The organism is Mesorhizobium sp. M0998, assembly GCF_040318885.1.
Lineage (GTDB): Bacteria > Pseudomonadota > Alphaproteobacteria > Rhizobiales > Rhizobiaceae > Mesorhizobium.
This window is the reverse complement of the sequence record NZ_JAMYND010000016.1, coordinates 95306-111485: the sequence shown is the minus strand read 5'-3', so window position 1 is coordinate 111485 and position 16180 is coordinate 95306. Positions and strand designations below refer to the sequence as shown.

Sequence of the window (16180 nt, the reverse complement as noted above, 5' to 3'; positions counted from 1 at the left end):
CAGGGTCGATCAACGGCAGGTGTCCAGCTCTTTGCGGCCGCGTGCTATGCCTTCTGGTCAACATGGAGCCATGGCTCCAGGTTGAGATGTTTTTCCTCCCGTCCCGCCCTTCGCAGGCGCAGCGTCGCACGTCGGGCGAACGCCGAACGACCGCATTCTGCCTAGTCGATCCGAAAGCGGACTGTTGGCAACCGGCCAAATCGAGATCAATGATCTGGTCTACGCGACGAGATCCTCGCGTAACACAAGTCAAATCTGCCTAGTGGCAAATTGACGAAGCATTGCCTACGTCGCGGCAAAGTTGATTGCGCTCTCCGTCACAGACGTCTCTGAGGAAACGCTCCATATTCACATCGACTCTATTATTCATCTTTTTCTCGATCCCAGACCAAACTCCCTGATATTGATGATAAAAATTCCATATACGAGGGTAAAGAGCCACACATACTTGGCCGTCGAAGCATAATGATCCGAGAAAGCAATCAGATGCTTTCTCATATATGTTAGCTAGCTCCAGCACATTTTTGAGATTGTCCGGATGTTGCTCCATGAAAGGATAAATATCTTTGCTGAAAGAACCATCGGCTTCCTTGTGTTTATCCAAAAAGTTCTGGCCCGCCGCGCTCAGCCAAAACGCGGTTTCCGCTGTGTCGAGTTTGTCAAAGTTGGGATCCGAAAAAGCGGTCATCATTTGATTGAAAGAGAGCATTCGTTGACCCGTCACGACGCAGGTTGCGACTATGAAAAATAAAGATACGGTCACAATTGCCACTTGAACGGAATTCGAAAATAAAGCTCGTATTCGGGAGCGGAACCACCACGACCACCTGGTAGCAGCTGGTAGTTGATCTAGCTGGTCCGAAATGTGGAACAGCGGGAAGGCTAGCACCGAGTTCCATTGGGGTCCTACCTTGGCCTCAGCGGCCTCGGTTTGGAGCGCGACCACACCACCTTCCTTGATTGAATAGACTGCGCTACCGCTAAAGCCAGGCGCGCCCGCTTGATCCGACTCGAAATGAAACAATCGATTGGCAGAGCTTCCGGCCACATTGATGATTCCCAGAAACTGCCCGTTTGCTGTGCTTTGCTCTCCAATGACGGTCGGATACCCTCTTTCGGACATGGGGCCAGAACAAGTTTTGGGAAAGCGAAGCGAGAGATAGGGGAGAGGTGATGGGGCGGAAGCCTTGCAAATTGCGAGATCCTTTCCCGTCGCACGGTCATATTGAGAGCTGGCTACCATGAGGGGCAGGGGATCCATACCCTGAAATACAATCTGGAAGATATTATCTGGCTTACAATTCGTAAATAGGTGTCCAGCAGTTAAAACATACCCACTAGGCGAAATACAAAATCCGGTACCGAGTGGTTCAGTAGATGTCGCCGATACGACAAATATCTGCCCGGTGGACCGCTCAAGCTCATTTCGGTAATCTAGCATCAGTTTTTCGGACAGCAGCTTCGATTGCCTTCACGACAGCAAGCTGACGGCATCTCGACGATGATATATTTCCCATCATTGTCCTTCCCCCATTCATACATTACGAAGCCCGGCCACGTCGGATCGCCCTTCGCGTCATAACTGATGTCCCCGATCGCGGTCTCCCAAGGGCCGCCCGCCTTGATCTCTGCTGCGACCCTCTGCGCGTCGTCGGTCGAGCCTACCTTGGCGGCGGCGGCGGCGACGATCTGCACGGCAGCGTAAGCGTAGAGCGTGTAGGCTTCCGGCTCGAAACCGGCGGCACGGAACTTCTCGACGAGTTCCTTGGCGTTCGGGTTTTTGCGCGGATCGGGAGCGAACGTCACCATCGTGCCAATGACGGCGTCGCCGGCAATCGAGGCCAGCTCATTCGACACGATGCCGTCGCCGGAAATCAGTGTCGCCTTGAGACCTTGGTCAGCCGCTTGGCGCATGATCAGGCCGGCTTCGGTGTGCAGGCCACCGTAGTAGACGAGGTCGACGCCGGCTTCCTTCATCTTGGTGATCAGCGCCGAGAAGTCCTTGTCGCCGACATTGATGCCTTCATACAAGGCTTCGGTGGCGCCGCCGGCGTTGAGCTCCATCTTCATTTCATCGGCAAGGCCCTGGCCATAAGGCGTCTTGTCGTGGACGACTGCGATCTTGGCGTTCTTGAATTCCGCGGCAAGATAGGCGCCGGCAACCTTGCCCTGCTGGTCGTCGCGTCCGCAGGTGCGGAACACGTTCCACAGGCCGCGCTCGGTGAACTTCGGGTTGGTGGCAGCCGGGGTGATCTCGACGATGTTGTTTTCGGCATAGACTTCCGACGCCGGGATCGAGACGCCCGAGTTGAAGTGCCCGACCACGAACTTGACACCGTCGCCGACGAACTTGTTAGCCACTGAGATGCCCTGCTTCGGATCGGAGACGTCGTCGCCGACCTCCAGCTTGATCTGCTCGCCGTTGATGCCGCCCTTGGCATTGATGTCGGCGACGGCCTGCTCGGCGCCCTTCTGCAACTGGGCGCCGAACGCTGCGTTCGGACCAGTGATTGGGGCTGCGACACCGATCAGTATGTCTGATTGTGCATACGCGGAAGAAAATAAGACCAAGATGGCCGTGCAGATCAGCGTGAAACCCCTCGCTCGATGGGCTTTCATTGCGTTGCCTCGCTGTGCATATTGGGGTAGCATGACAAGATCGACTTAAAATATATCGTGAAAGTTGCTTTGGTACAATGGGAGAGTTGGTGCATGGCGATTGAGTACTTCGTCTTGAAATCTACTCCGGGTGACGGCGGGGTTCGAACGGGATTCAAAAGCCGCAGGTTTAAGACAACCAGTGCCGACGGGGTAGAGACGCTAGATGTAAGTGATCATATGGCAGATATTTCATCTGAACGCCTATCGAAAAAGGAATTTACGGAGGCATTGGCTGACCCGACGCTGCATCTATTTCCGGTTATGCCAGTATCGTTGGTTTCTCCTGTTTCCAAACAAGACTATGGTATACTCGGTGACAAAGATCCCCTTTCAGAAGCCCTGAACCTAAAAGCATCATGGGGCATCTCGGCAATGCTAGATGGCGACGGCGGGGGCGCGACGGGCGCTAACGTAAATGTCGCCGTTCTTGATTCCGGTATTTTACGCGGACATGCTGCGTTCAGCGGCATAAAAAGCTGGATCTGCCAGGATTTCACTGGACAAGGGGGAGAAGATGTCACCGATGAGCAAGGCCACGGTACTCATTGTGCTGGAACTATATTTGGCCAAGACGTCAACGGCACGCGAATCGGCGTGTCCAAAGGAGTACAGACTGCTATAGTTGGCAAAGTAATCGACAGTGCTGGTCACGGAACTGCTTCGTCTCTCTTGAATGGCCTAAAATGGGCAAAAGATAAAGGCGCGAATGTAATCTCGATGTCGATCGGATTCGATTTTCCTCGAATGCAAGAAAATCTTGTAGATGACGGAGTTCCAGCCAAATTAGCGACTTCGATCGCCCTGACGGCATACAGAGAAAATTTGAGGCTCTTTGAAGGTGTGCTTAGCGAGCTGTCGCACGAAAGTTCCTATCTGTCGATGACCGGCCTGGTTGTGGTTGCGGCAGCAGGCAATGAAAGCATGCGGCAGGTCAACGAGCGACTGGTAATCGACTGCAGTTTTCCAGCCGTTTGTTCCCCAGACATTATTGCCGTTGGTGCAGTATCATATGCCGACGACAAATATAAAGTGGCGCCTTTCTCAAACGCAAATCCGACTGTCTGTGCTCCAGGCGTCGACATCGTATCAGCTGGACGCGACCAGCCGCTGTCCGCCATGAGCGGGACTAGCATGGCTTGCCCCCACGTCTCCGGAGTAGCAGCCTTGTGGTGGGAGCGCCTAGGTTCTGCCGCAACCGGACGCAGCGTCAGAGCGAAGATCCTCGCGTCAGCTTCTCGGGCTCGCTTTCCCGAAGACTCCAAGTCATCGGACATTGGGCTAGGTCTGGTCAGTTTTCGTTAAGGCTGAGCAGTTCCGGAAGCTCGATGCAGTTGTTCGCTTCCGGCCCAACCGCAGTCATGCAAGAGCCGATCGCAGTACTGCCCTGAGCGCTCAGTGGGAATTCGTTATTACGCTGGACTTCACCGAACGCGCAAGCATTGCTGTCTGGACCGGGCGACGCACATCGCCTCGGTCAAAGCCCGCCCAATGTGGGCTCCTTTCAAACAGCCATGGCTATGATAATTCAGTTGCCGGTCTGGCATCGGCGATAAGCAGCTTCGAGACCATAGATCCTGCTGCATTGATCCTGCGGCGGTGCTTCCAGGGGGCTTCACCTTCGGAAAACAGCGCCCCACCACGCGGTCCAGGGGCTGGAAAAATCGAGATGCGAGGCCGGCAGCGGCAGCCATTGCGCATAGTCTTCGTATGCGCGCAGACCGTCGAGGAACAACGGCGTACCCTTGGGCGACCTCCGACATCTTTTTGTAACGCTCGATGATTTCCCTGCCGGTATGTCCATCAAGCAGCGGACCGATTTTCTCGTGGATCTCCTCGCCGGTCAGCTTCTATCCCAACGGAGCTGCCATCATCTCAACTATCAATAGGCATGCATTTCTCGTTTGAGAGCTGCAACCTTCAGAGCTTTGATCAGCTCACATACGGAACAAAAGCTCGGCGTGCATCTTGATGCTCTTCGACCCTTTCACCAAGCCCATGTCTAGCTATCGCCCCCAGATATTTGGATACCTAACCAGCAACGACCGAAAAAAAGCTAAATATCCGCTCGCGCCCGCCCTCAGGCGACACCAGATGAACGTTGTACGGCAGCCATGCGGCGTGAAGCCGACGTCTAGGAGGAACCGCGAGCATCGTTTTTGGGCCATGGGCGTGAATTCGGCCGGGGCCGAACGAGCTTCCGCAATGGGTCGCGATTTGCCATTGGAGTTTCCCCCGGAGCGATAGTTTGAAGACCGTCGGAAATGTTCTCTACGCCGGCCGACTAATGCCCAGTCGCCTCACTTTTCCATAAACAGTGGGGCGGCCAAGACTCAGTTGCCTTGCAGCTTCAGCCGGCGACCCTTGGGCGTTGATCAGTTTGATCGCGACCTTGATGTTCGTACTGGTCGGCCTTCATCACGATTGGCGTGACCGTCGAAATGCAGGGGTGACGCAGGACCGCCCAAGCATTAGATTTCCGTGGACAGGTTTGAGAGGTCACCTTGGGAATTCACGGCAGCGTCATTAGAGGATGGGAGTTCTTGGCCGAAGACGAGGCAATTGACGCTGCTATCGACAAATACGGGAAAGGCCCAACGACGTCGGTCGCGTATTGTGCGTTCGAGACGCTTGGCGATCAAGGTGGAGCCGAGTATCGGTTTTGGTTCGACCTGTTTCTAAAGCTCGCAAAATCGGATCACGTGGGTTGGGCGTAGCGCTCAGCCTGCGTCGCCACCAACCCATGGCCCGCGCCGCTGATGGAATACGAAATCCCCGAAGCGCACCCATCGCGGGTATGAAGCTTATCAGGTCGGTCAGGCGGTCCACAACTCCCTGTGCCGCGCCTGCTTCCACATGGCGCGGCCCACAGCCGACCCAGGGATATTCCTGAAAAGAGGGGGAAAGGCGGCTCTGCCCCCTCTCCCCTGCAAGGCGAAAATCGGTCTCCCCGTCCTTCCTCCGCGCGGCCAGGGCCGCGCTTCGTGCAGGATCGACGCAGGTCCGCATGCGCGGATCGGCGCCGACCCTCGGCTTCGCCTTCGGGCGGGTGATCCCCCTCCGATTTGTCCCCTTGCCCCCCTCTCCCCCGCTGTTCCGCACGAGCTCGGGAGCAGGAGCGGGGCTCCTGCCCCTTCGGGCAGGATTTCCGCTTCGCGGGAAACGGGAAAACAGGAGAGAAAAGCCATGACCGAGACAATGATCATTCCCCTTAGCAAGCTGGATTTGGACCCCAAGAACGTCCGTAAAACCTATAGCGCCGAGGGCATCGCAGCGCTGGCAGGGAGCATCAGGGCCGATGGCTACAGGCTGTTGCAAAACCTTGTTGTCAGGAAGGGCGACAAGAAGGGCCGCTATTTCGTGACCGCTGGCGGGCGACGCCGCGCGGCGCTCAATCTGCTGGCCGAGAAGGGAGAGATCGCGAAGGATTTCGCCGTTGAATGCAAGGAGCGCGCGGGCGAGGACGCGAAGGCGACCAGTCTTGCCGAAAACGTCTTGCGCGAGGACATGCATCCGGTCGACCAGTACGAGGCGTTCCGCGATCTGGCGGACGAAGGCAAGTCGGTCCCCGATATTGCCGCACGGTTCGGCACGACCGAAACGATTGTGCGCCGCCGCCTTGCCCTTGGTCGCGTGTCACCGCGCCTCTTGGAGGCTTACCGCAACGAGGACATGACCTTTGATCAGCTTTCGGCCTTCACGATCAGCGACGATCACGAGGCGCAGGAACGGGTATGGAATGAACTGCCAACGTGGAACCGCTACGCATCAAACATTCGTTCCGCACTTGCTGGCGAGGGCGTTCGGGCAAGCGACAAGCGGCTCAAATTCATTGGCGGGCTGGACGCCTACGAGGCGGCAGGCGGAACCGTCAAGCGCGACCTGTTCGATGACAAGGAAGGCGGTTTTGCGGTCGATGTCTTGAAGCTGGATGCCCTTGTCGCAGTCAAGCTTGAAAGCGCGGCCAAGGCCGTAAAGGCGGAAGGCTGGAAATGGGTCGAGATCATGCCCGATGTATCCTATGACACCTTCCAAGCCTACGGGCGGCGCTATCCCGAACAGGTGCCGTTGTCCGAGGCCGAACAAGCCGAACTTGACCAGCTCACCGCAGAATATGACGAGCTGGCGGAGTTGATCGAGACTGAGGCCGTCGATGAAGCGGCTGACGCGAAGATCGAGGAAATCGACAAGCGGATCACCGCGTTGCAGGATCGCACAGAAGTCTATGCGCCGGAAGTTTTCGAGATCAGCGGCGCGATCGTCACGCTGACCAACTACGGCGATGTGCGGATCGAGCGTGGTCTTGTGCGGCCCGAGAATGAACGGGATGACGAGGCCGATGGCGACGACGAGGGCGGCAACGCCGTTGAAAACCCACAGGAGGCCAGACAGCCGAGGGTGACGCATTCGGCGGCGCTCGTCGAGGACCTGACCGCTCAAAAGACGGCGGCGCTACGGGTCGAACTCGCGAACAATCACGATATAGCCTTGGCGGCCGTGGTTCACGCGATGCTGTTGAGTGTGGTCTATGATTACTGCTCGAACGTAGATAGCGCGCTGCAAATCAGGCTGACACATGAGCATATCGAAACCAGCATGAAGCGGCGCGACGCCTGCCGAGCCGTGGCGGAGTTTGAAAGCCTTCGCGAGACATGGGACGATCATATCCCCGGCAACCCTGCCGATCTGTGGGAATGGTGCTTGCAACAGAACCGCGACGAACTGTTGTCGCTTCTGGCTTTTGCGGCGGCTCATTCCGTCAACGCGGTGCGGAAGCTTCACTGCCATGACAGGAAAGGCGCTTTCGAGCACGCAGACCGGCTTGGACAGGCTCTTGCGGTGAACATGACGAAATGGTTCGAGCCGACCGGCGATAGCTATTTCTCGCATATCAACCGCCAGAGCATCGAGGCCGTCATTCGTGAAGCGAAGGGCGCTCAAGCCGCGCTTGCCGTCAAGGCGGCGGGCAAGAAGTCGGAAGCCGTTAGCATTGCAGAGCGGATGGTCACGGATAGCGGCTGGCTTCCTGAGCCTGTGCGGATTTCCGTTCGTGCTGCCGAGACGAAGCGCGACGACGCCGATTTCGATGAAGAAACACCGCATCCCGTTGCGGCTGAATAATCATCATCCGCTTGCCGGTCGCGCTTTCTCCGGCGCGATCGGTTTACCGCGCCCTGCCTGCTGCAAGCTCATCAATGCCTATGTCGAGAACCCGCACATGTCGATTGTGCAGACATTCAGGACGCGCTTACCGTGGCGCTTGAAGCCTTCGGCCTTCCGGGAACGTTCATCGACGGCCGCTGATGCGATCGGGGCCGGATCGATCGGCCCCGATCCGCATTGAGGGAGGCCCCTTCCCCGCCCCTTCCCCCTCCCCTCAAACTCCCCCTTCCCGCCCGCAGAAAAACCGGCTTGGAAACCAGGCCGGTTTTGCTGCCGTTTATATATCCGAAAAGGTATAGCAGATAGAGCGCACAACGGAGAGTGTCGAGCGATGAAGTGCCTGAAAGCCTTTGGAGAGTGGTGTTGTCTGCTACCGGTGGTAGCGCAGTTGTTGCGCCAAAATGGATATTCGGGTTATGGTTCTGCAAATCACCCGGGATCATGATTCCGAGTCACGCGAACTAACGCCTACGACGGAGAAGACGAACCGACCAGAAAAAGAAAACCGCCCCGAAACGAATCCCGGAAGCGGTTTGCGAATAATCATTTTAGCAAAATCTTTGTCGCAAACCTCCCTTCCTCTGTCAACCTGAAAAACACCGTTTCGGTGAACGGGATTGTTTTGTCTGGTCTCCACGACAAAGGAGACGAGAGTGGGAGAACCTATGCCACCGAAGCGGCCGATCGGCCGCCGAATGACACCGCAACGCGCCGAATATCGGCGACTGGCACAGTCCGCCGAGATCGGAGTGGTGACGCGCGGTCAGCTCGCCGTGCTCGCGCACAACCTGCCCTGCACAGGCTTGATCAACGCGACCGAAAGCCATCTTCTGGTCACGCTGATCAACACTGCGCCGGGCGAGGCCTTCGAGAAAGCCGGGAGGCCGATCATCTTCAAGTCCAACCAGCAGCTTGCCTTCGAAATCAATCGTTCGGCCGGCCGGGTGAGCCGCATGCTGTCGAGCCTCTTCGACACCGGCCTTGTCACTATGCAGGATAGTGGCAACTACAAGCGCTATCCGGTGCGCAGTGCCAGCGGCTCGATTGTCGATGGTTGCGGTATCGACCTGCGTATTCTTATCGTCCGCTACCGCGAACTCGACGATCTGGTGCGACAGGCGAAGGCGGAGAAGGCGACCGCCCGCGCGGCGTTGCGGCGATATCGTGGCGCACTGCGCAATCTCCGGTGCGCTTTGGCGACCGTTACCGACCTTTCAGAGCGCGCCCGAGCACGGCAAGAGGCGCGCCTTGAACGGGTCGTTGCCCTGGTCGGCACAGCCGCAAAAGCCTCGAGCGGCGTGTTGCGCCGCGCAACGGCGCTTGTCGAGTGGTTCATCGAGCGGGTCTTGCAGCTTCCACGTCGCCCGCAAGTCGCATCGGAAGCGGAAGAGTCGACATGCACGTATGCCGAAAACGACATGCACAAACAGACTACAACCCCTGATCCCATTGTAAATAGTAATGAGAATCGGCGTTCTGCTGCCGCCGAACAACTCAATCTGTTAGAGGCTGGCTCCGCCAGCCAATGGGCTTATGAAACAAGCCTGGGGCGAGGTTCGTACCAAGTCAACCAGCCGAAGCGCCTGCCACATGTTGTTGTGGCGTTGCAGGACGTTTTGCGGGCGATACCGGCGTTGAGAACTTACGGGTTTGCTCTGCCCCGGACCTGGGCCGATTTGGCGCGGCTCGTGCCCCAAATGTGCTGTATTACCGGCATTTCCGACGACGCACGGCGCTGCGCTGTCGCCCAAATGGGTGAGCAGCAGGCGGCCGTTGCAATTGCGGTGACGTTGCAGAAATTCGACCGGCAGGAAGTTACGTCGCCAGGCGGCTATTTGCGTGCCTTGACAGACCGCGCAGCCGCCGGCGAGCTCCACCTTGCCCGGTCGGTCTTCGGGCTCGCTGCTCGCAATCTCATGGATACGGTGAACTGATGTACCTCCTGCGCTATTTTCTCGCGGCCGTTGTTTGCATCAGCGTCGGCGCGGCCGATGCCGATCCGGCCACCTGGTCTGGCACGGCCCGCGTGATCGACGGAGACACGATCAGCGTGCGCCAGCAGCGCATTCGGATCGCGGCGATCGACGCTTGCGAACTCGACCAGACAGGCCTTCGCGACGGGGAGGTCTGGCAATGCGGCCTTGCAGGTCGGGCCTTTCTTCGGCGAATGATCGACGGGAAACACGTCCGTTGTCGGATCATCGACCGCGACCGCTATCGGCGCCTGGTCGGACAGTGCTTCTACGATGAAACCGACATCGGCCTGGCAATGGTCAGCGCCGGCCTTGCCGAATCCTTGCTTCGATATCTGCCGTCGTCCCATGCGATCAACTTGGTCGAGTATGGCGAGGCCGAGAACAGCGCCCGAGACAGAAGGCTTGGCATCTGGTCGGCCGAGATTGAGAGTCCGCATCTCTATCGGCGCGCCAAGAAGTCTCCGGCGCCTTGAACTCTCATACCCAAATCGGCTACACGACCTTTCAGCAGCAGTGAAGCAATTTGCTTCTCGAATCTTGCGACGAACGGCGTGAATGCGTTGCTTCGCCGCGAAAGATGTATAAAATGAGACCAGCTATTGCCGCTTCAGGCCGCCAGCGAGCCGGTGAGATATAGCCAATGATGTTCATCCATCGCCCCTCCAAGGCGGTTGCTTTTGACGCTCGTTCGCACGTCGACGCGGTTTGCGCAAATCCGGCGTCCGCAAAAATGTCCCCGCCTGCGGCTTCCTCGCGCAGCAAATTTTTCCGGCCTCCGGCTTCCTCCGCTCTCGCTTCGGCCTGCGGTGCGCACCGCTTTCCGCCGTGCCGGTGAACGATCATTGCAACCACCAAAGAGGAGTGACTGACATGACCACCACCAACTTCATCCAGTTCGACACCGACGAGCTGGACGCGGCCAAGGGCAACGGCCTTATCTCCACCATCGATCGCGACCTGGACATCCACGTTGTCCCGTTCGACTCGAGCAACGAGAAAGCCCCGACGCACCGCGTCTATGCCAAGTCGCCGCGCGGCTATGACATCGAGGTCGGCGGCATCTGGAAGAAGACCAGCGAGGCGAAAAAGCCCTACTACACGCTTTCGATCAAGCGCCTCGGCTTCAACGCCAATCTCGGCCGCTACCCCGGCCAGGACGATCCCACCCTGCAGGCGATCATCGAATGGGATCCCCGCGATTGATTGACGTGAAGCGCCCGGCCTCGAGCCGGGCGCATTCCTCACAAGGCCGATAAATGCCGCAAACCGCTCGATTTTCAGCGGTTTTTCTGCTAATGTTTGTCGCTATTGGAGATCTGTTGATGAATATCCATTCGACCCGTCCGGACCGCTCGCCGGAAGCCGTTGCAAAGCGCCGGAAGGCGACAGATCAGGCACGCGCGGCCAATATCCGGCAGGGCTACACTTTCGATCCGGTACTGGAGGAAGCGACGGCGGCCTACGTCGTCGGCGACATTACCCGCGAAGAGTATCGCCTGCGTGTCGTGCGGCCAGCGAAACGGGCATAGCCGAAACACCAACTGTCAAAGGCGAAAGGCCGCCTGCCCTACGCAGGCGGTTTTTTGTTGGCCCCGCCGATGTCCGACAGTCCTGCCCAAGGTTCCTATTTCTATCCGAACACGTTGGACGATCCCGATCGTACCGACGTGTTGCGCAATAGGTTCGGCATCGAGACTCATTCCGAACTCCGCATCGAAGAATACCGCGCCACGGCTTTCCGCATGGCGGAAAGTGCCGAAGGCGACGGTCCGACCGGCCTGTTCGACAAGGCGCATTTGAAAGCCATCCACGGTTATATTTTTCAGGACGTTTACGAATGGGCCGGGCACACCCGCAACGAAAGCCCGATCGTGGACGGGGTGCGCGTCGACCCGATCGGTGGCCTGTCCAAAGGCGGCACGGCATTCCTCCATGGTTCGCGCATCGAAATGGGGCTGGACGAAGCGTTGAAGCTTATCCGTGATCCCGACGTTTTGCGCAATTCAACGCCAGAGCAGTTTGCCGAATGCGCGGGCCAGGTCATGGCCGAACTCAACTATGTGCATCCGTTCCGCGAGGGCAACGGTCGCACCCAGGAGGTGTTCATTGCCGAGCTTGGGCGCAACTACGGCCATGAAGTCGATTTCACGGTCATCTCCAAACCGCGCATGATCGAGGCCTCGATCCAAACCACGAACGACCCGTCAAGTGCGGCCATGAACATGTGCTCGAGGACGCGGTAGACCCGAACCGCCGCGAAGCCCTTCGCTCCGCGTTTTCCGACCTCGAGGCGCGCGGCGAGAGTCCGTTTGAGCATAACGTCCGCACAGCCCGCCCAGGCGAAGAAGTGACCGGCCAGGTGCTCGGGCACGACGACCGTGTCGCCAGCATCGTCTCGGACGAACGGATCATGGCCGTCGATCGCGCGGACCTACCGGAGCGACTGCCCGATGACGAGGCGGAAATCACCTTCACCGCCCGATCCGACTTTTCCCGCCTTGGCCGTGAGCCACAGGCCATCGAGGCGCCCGTGCAGGCCGAAGGAGCCGAAGCGACCCTGCAAGGCACGCCGCCCGTTGAGCTGAAGGCCATCGAGACCGATATCGCGGCGCAGCGAGCGCGTGAGCGCGATAGCGGTGACCGCGAACGGTGACAGCGTCCGCAAGGGGCAAGCTGCTCAGCGACCGTAGTTGACCGGCCAGGCGTGATCGATGCGGCCGGCCGTCTCCATCCGTTGGGTGATTTGACGGACAAGCTACGACAGCCCCTCCCCCATGCAACCGCTGGCGCGGTCCTCCTCTCCGTTGCGGCCCTACGGGTGCATGGGCTCGTTTCGGCTATCTCCGGTCTTTGCCGTCAACCAACGGATGGAGACGGTCATGCAGAGCATCAAGGACACCTACCAGCGCATCACGGACACCATTGTCGAGCAGCTTGAAGCCGGTACCAAGCCGTGGATCCGCCCCTGGCGCGGCAATGCCCGCCGCAGCGCGATCATTCCGCGGCGCGCTACCGGCGAAGCCTACCGCGGCATCAACGTCATCATGCTGTGGGTCGCGGTCCAGACGTTCGGCTACGAGGAAAACACCTGGATGACCTACAGACAAGCGCAGGACTTCGGTGGTCAAGTCCGCAAGGGCGAAAAAGGCACCCTCGTCGTCAAGTACGGCACGTTCACTCCGAAGGATCAGAACGACGACGAAGAACGCGCGATTCCATATCTGAAGGGCTACACCGTCTTCAATGTTGAGCAGATCGAGAACATGCCGGACAGGTTCTTCAGCCCGGCCGAGGAGCTGCCGGGCAATCCTGTTCCGCACATCGAGACCGTCGAAAGCTTCGTCCAGAACACCGGCGCAAGCGTCAGCTACGGTGGCACCAAAGCTTGTTACCGGCCCAGCATCGACGACATCCTCATGCCTGACCGCGGACGTTTCGACAGCGAGGTGCACCTTTACTCGACTTTGCTGCATGAGGTTTCGCATTGGTCCGGCGCAAAGCATCGCCTGGACCGCGATCTGACGGGCAGGTTCGGCAGTGAAGGCTACGCCGTCGAGGAGCTCGTTGCCGAGCTCGCAGCATCGTTCCTGTGTGCCGACCTGGGCGTGGCGCATGATCCGCGCGACAACACAGCCGCCTATCTGGCGAACTGGCTCGCCGTCCTGAAAAATGACAAGAGGGCAATCATCACGGCCGCTGCGAAGGCGCAGGCCGCTGCTGAGTATCTCACGGCCCTGCAGCCGGACGCCGGACAGGAAGCCGCCTAGTCTTGCAGAGGCGAGCAGTTAACCAGAGCGGCCCCGAGGAGGGCCGTCGAGAGCTTGAACCCAAGTTGATCTTTTGACAGCCGTGCAGAATCAGCTTTTATCATTGCAAACCAAAACGATAGCGCATACTGCGCGGGTCCATGCCAGGGGAGCAGCTGCCAATTTGTTCGGACTGGTCGGACTTAGGCGCTCACGCGCATGGTTCCCCCAATGTTTTTTGGACCGGAATGCCGTTAACCTTTCGTTAACTGAAAACTTGTTGCCGGAGCAAAAGAATCAGGCATTATTCACGCTTGCAAAGTGATTTGCGTGAGAAAAGCGTTATTCTGGATTCCGGAAAATATGAATTTGCTACCTGACCACGATCTCGAGTTCGATTTTGACGAGATGATCCTCAAACAGGGGGAGCTTATCTCGGACAAACTGAATTTGCTTCGCTTCGAGCAGTATCCGCCCGACGCCACAAAAGGGCTACGGCAATTCACGCTCGCCGAGGTCGCGGAATATCTCGGGGTCACCCAGAACCACATCAAGAAGCTGCATTTGGAGGGCAAGGGGCCGATCCCGGCGACGACGCCTTCAGGCAGGCGGACATATACTGCCGACCAGATGCTGGAGCTTCGGCAGTACCTAGACAAACACGGACGGGCTGACTTCAAGCGCTATGTGCCGTACCGACGGGCCGGGGAGCCGATGCAGGTCCTGGCCGTCGTGAATTTCAAGGGAGGCTCGGGCAAGACAACGACTGCGGCGCATCTGGCGCAGTACCTCGCGCTCACTGGGCATCGGGTGCTCGCCATCGATCTCGATCCACAGGCATCGCTTTCGGCGTTGCACGGCATCCAGCCCGAACTCGACAAGAACCCGTCACTGTATGAGGCTTTGAGGTATGACGGAGAACGCAAGCCGATCTCCGAAATCATCCAGCGGACGAATTTTCCGGGACTTGATATCGTGCCCGCAAACCTTGAGCTGCAGGAATACGAGTATGAAACTCCGCTGGCCGCTTCGAACAAGAACTCGCCAGAAGGCCGGATGTTCTTCACACGCATAACGACCGCTCTCAGGGAGGTGGACGAGCGCTACGATGTGGTCGTCATCGATTGCCCGCCACAGCTCGGTTACCTCACGCTGACGGCCCTGACGGCCTCGACTTCGGTCCTGATCACCGTTCATCCGCAGATGCTAGACATAATGTCGATGTCTCAGTTCCTGCTGATGCTCGGGAGTATATTGCAGTCGATCAAGGCCGCAGGGGCTGCCGTCAAGCTTAAGTGGTTCCGATATTTGGTCACGCGCTACGAGCCGACTGATGGCCCACAGGCACAAATGGTGGGCTTCATGCAGGCAATGTTCGCGCGCCACCTGCTCACGAACCAAATGCTGAAATCGACGGCAATCTCGGATGCGGGGATAACAAAGCAGACCCTCTATGAGGTCGAAAAGTCGCAGTTTATTCGCACGACATACGAGCGCGCGATGGAAAGCCTGAATGCCGTAAATTCCGAGATCACGGGCCTCATCCACAAGGCGTGGGGGCGCAGATGACGGAGAAATTGACAGCCGTGCAGATCACGGGTTTCGCACGCGAATTCAATGAATTGCGCTTGGATTCCGGAGATAGTTGATGGCTCGGAAAAACCTGCTCACAAGCGTCACGGCCTCGATAGCACCCGCCAGGGACTCGGAAGGCAGGGCCGAATATGCGAAGCGCGGGGCCTCGCGCTCGATGATGCAGTCTCTCGACGAAATGGCCGAGAATTCCATGCGGTTGCTCGACGGCGAGACAGTTGTGAGCCTCGATCCCGCGTTGGTCACCGCGTCATTTGTCTCCGACCGCATCGAGGAAAGTGACGAAGAGTATCGCGATCTGCGAGAGGCAATCCGGACGTCTGGGCAAGCGTCACCCATTCTTGTGCGGCCGCATCCCGAGATCTCCGGTCGCTATATGATTGTTTTCGGGCATCGGCGGGCAAAAGTCGCGCGCGACCTCGGGATCAGTGTCCGAGCTGTGGTCAAGCCTATGGCCGATATTGCTCATGTAATCACCCAGGGGCAGGAGAACACGGCACGGGCGGACTTGTCATTTATCGAGAAAGCCTTGTTCGCCAAGAAGCTGGCGGACAGCGGAATGACAAAGGATACCCTCAAGGCTGCGCTGACCGTGGACGACACGTTGTTGTCGCGGATGCTGTCGGTTGCCGAGACGGTTCCTAGTGCGGTTCTCGACGCCGTCGGTGCCGCCAAGGGTGTCGGGCGCGATCGCTGGGAGGATCTCAAGAAACTCGTTCGGGTGCCGGCGAACGCTGCAACGGCAGTGGAGTTTGTCACGTCTAACGGGTTTGGCGCAGCGCAATCCGACGAGAGGTTCAATCTTCTTCTTAATTCCCTGAGCGTTTCCAAGAAGCCCAAAAAGGGTGGAGGGGATGCCAAGGCCAGAATCTGGGCCCCTCCCGACAAGTCGGTTACGGTTGTCGCAAAAAGTACTGGAAAGGCGTTCTCATTGGCACTGAGGGCCAAGGACGGACCGCGTTTCGGTGGATGGATCTCGGAAAACCTTGAGCAGCTCTACCGAGCGTTCAGGGATTCGGAGAAGACAACAACAGGAGACTGAAA

The 16180-nt window shown here is 58.2% G+C and carries 15 protein-coding genes; 13 read left to right on the top strand and 2 right to left on the bottom strand.

Going from position 1 to position 16180, the window contains the following annotated elements; genetic code table 11:
• Positions 1-259: 259 nt before the first annotated feature.
• Both NKH59_RS17420 and NKH59_RS17415 read right to left on the bottom strand, forming a co-directional pair.
• Positions 260-1441, bottom strand: coding sequence for a S1 family peptidase (locus NKH59_RS17420; RefSeq protein ID WP_353022559.1), 1182 nt, complete (start codon positions 1439-1441; stop codon positions 260-262).
• Complete coding sequence (locus NKH59_RS17415; RefSeq protein WP_353022557.1) at positions 1441-2619, bottom strand: branched-chain amino acid ABC transporter substrate-binding protein; 1179 nt, start codon at positions 2617-2619, stop codon at positions 1441-1443. Before NKH59_RS17415 ends, NKH59_RS17420 begins: the two co-directional genes overlap by 1 nt.
• 93 nt (positions 2620-2712) lie before the next feature.
• Between NKH59_RS17415 and NKH59_RS17410 the strand changes: the two genes are divergently transcribed.
• The 13 genes from NKH59_RS17410 to repB all read left to right on the top strand — a co-directional run bounded on the left by NKH59_RS17410 (position 2713) and on the right by repB (position 16178).
• Positions 2713-3963: a S8 family serine peptidase gene (locus NKH59_RS17410; RefSeq protein ID WP_353022555.1), complete on the top strand. Its 1251-nt coding sequence runs from the start codon at positions 2713-2715 to the stop codon at positions 3961-3963.
• Positions 3964-5201: 1238 nt separating this feature from the next.
• Positions 5202-5375: a Y4oE-related protein gene (locus tag NKH59_RS17405; protein WP_167434551.1), complete on the top strand. Its 174-nt coding sequence runs from the start codon at positions 5202-5204 to the stop codon at positions 5373-5375.
• Between the two features lie 139 nt (positions 5376-5514).
• The gene (locus tag NKH59_RS17400; protein ID WP_353022552.1) at positions 5515-7779 is read left to right on the top strand and encodes a ParB/RepB/Spo0J family partition protein; all 2265 of its coding nucleotides are present in this window, start codon (positions 5515-5517) and stop codon (positions 7777-7779) included.
• A complete protein-coding gene (locus NKH59_RS17395; protein ID WP_353022550.1) occupies positions 7745-8002 on the top strand; it encodes a hypothetical protein in 258 nt (85 codons plus the stop codon). Before NKH59_RS17400 ends, NKH59_RS17395 begins: the two co-directional genes overlap by 35 nt.
• 484 nt (positions 8003-8486) lie before the next feature.
• On the top strand, positions 8487-9755 hold the full coding sequence (gene repC, locus NKH59_RS17390) for a plasmid replication protein RepC (RefSeq protein WP_353022549.1): 1269 nt from the start codon (positions 8487-8489) through the stop codon (positions 9753-9755).
• The gene (locus NKH59_RS17385) at positions 9755-10270 is read left to right on the top strand and encodes a thermonuclease family protein (protein WP_353022548.1); all 516 of its coding nucleotides are present in this window, start codon (positions 9755-9757) and stop codon (positions 10268-10270) included. The genes repC and NKH59_RS17385 overlap by 1 nt, the downstream gene beginning before the upstream one ends.
• Positions 10271-10667: 397 nt before the next feature.
• Entirely contained in the window at positions 10668-11000 is a 333-nt protein-coding gene (locus tag NKH59_RS17380; protein ID WP_292412976.1) for a DUF736 family protein, read from the top strand.
• A gap of 119 nt (positions 11001-11119) precedes the next feature.
• On the top strand, positions 11120-11326 hold the full coding sequence (locus NKH59_RS17375) for an antitoxin VbhA family protein (protein ID WP_353022546.1): 207 nt from the start codon (positions 11120-11122) through the stop codon (positions 11324-11326).
• A 69-nt stretch (positions 11327-11395) separates the two neighbouring features.
• Entirely contained in the window at positions 11396-12040 is a 645-nt protein-coding gene (locus tag NKH59_RS17370; protein ID WP_353022544.1) for a Fic/DOC family protein, read from the top strand.
• Entirely contained in the window at positions 12022-12450 is a 429-nt protein-coding gene (locus tag NKH59_RS17365) for a hypothetical protein (RefSeq protein ID WP_353022542.1), read from the top strand. The genes NKH59_RS17370 and NKH59_RS17365 overlap by 19 nt, the downstream gene beginning before the upstream one ends.
• A gap of 226 nt (positions 12451-12676) precedes the next feature.
• Positions 12677-13564: an ArdC family protein gene (locus tag NKH59_RS17360; RefSeq protein ID WP_353022540.1), complete on the top strand. Its 888-nt coding sequence runs from the start codon at positions 12677-12679 to the stop codon at positions 13562-13564.
• A gap of 342 nt (positions 13565-13906) precedes the next feature.
• On the top strand, positions 13907-15112 hold the full coding sequence (repA, locus tag NKH59_RS17355; RefSeq protein WP_353022598.1) for a plasmid partitioning protein RepA: 1206 nt from the start codon (positions 13907-13909) through the stop codon (positions 15110-15112).
• 79 nt (positions 15113-15191) lie between these two features.
• On the top strand, positions 15192-16178 hold the full coding sequence (gene repB, locus NKH59_RS17350) for a plasmid partitioning protein RepB (protein ID WP_353022538.1): 987 nt from the start codon (positions 15192-15194) through the stop codon (positions 16176-16178).
• Positions 16179-16180: the final 2 nt, after the last annotated feature.

Excerpts from the sequence above, each read along its gene's own strand:
- NKH59_RS17420 (WP_353022559.1), bottom strand. The coding sequence starts at position 1,441 with ATGCTAGATTACCGAAATGAGCTTGAGCGGTCCACCGGGCAGATATTT.
- NKH59_RS17415 (WP_353022557.1), bottom strand. The coding sequence starts at position 2,619 with ATGAAAGCCCATCGAGCGAGGGGTTTCACGCTGATCTGCACGGCCATC.
- NKH59_RS17410 (WP_353022555.1), top strand. The coding sequence starts at position 2,713 with ATGGCGATTGAGTACTTCGTCTTGAAATCTACTCCGGGTGACGGCGGG.
- NKH59_RS17400 (WP_353022552.1), top strand. The coding sequence starts at position 5,515 with ATGGCGCGGCCCACAGCCGACCCAGGGATATTCCTGAAAAGAGGGGGA.
- NKH59_RS17395 (WP_353022550.1), top strand. The coding sequence starts at position 7,745 with ATGAAGAAACACCGCATCCCGTTGCGGCTGAATAATCATCATCCGCTT.
- repC (WP_353022549.1), top strand. The coding sequence starts at position 8,487 with ATGCCACCGAAGCGGCCGATCGGCCGCCGAATGACACCGCAACGCGCC.
- NKH59_RS17385 (WP_353022548.1), top strand. The coding sequence starts at position 9,755 with ATGTACCTCCTGCGCTATTTTCTCGCGGCCGTTGTTTGCATCAGCGTC.
- NKH59_RS17380 (WP_292412976.1), top strand. The coding sequence starts at position 10,668 with ATGACCACCACCAACTTCATCCAGTTCGACACCGACGAGCTGGACGCG.
- NKH59_RS17375 (WP_353022546.1), top strand. The coding sequence starts at position 11,120 with ATGAATATCCATTCGACCCGTCCGGACCGCTCGCCGGAAGCCGTTGCA.
- NKH59_RS17370 (WP_353022544.1), top strand. The coding sequence starts at position 11,396 with ATGTCCGACAGTCCTGCCCAAGGTTCCTATTTCTATCCGAACACGTTG.
- NKH59_RS17360 (WP_353022540.1), top strand. The coding sequence starts at position 12,677 with ATGCAGAGCATCAAGGACACCTACCAGCGCATCACGGACACCATTGTC.
- repA (WP_353022598.1), top strand. The coding sequence starts at position 13,907 with ATGAATTTGCTACCTGACCACGATCTCGAGTTCGATTTTGACGAGATG.
- repB (WP_353022538.1), top strand. The coding sequence starts at position 15,192 with ATGGCTCGGAAAAACCTGCTCACAAGCGTCACGGCCTCGATAGCACCC.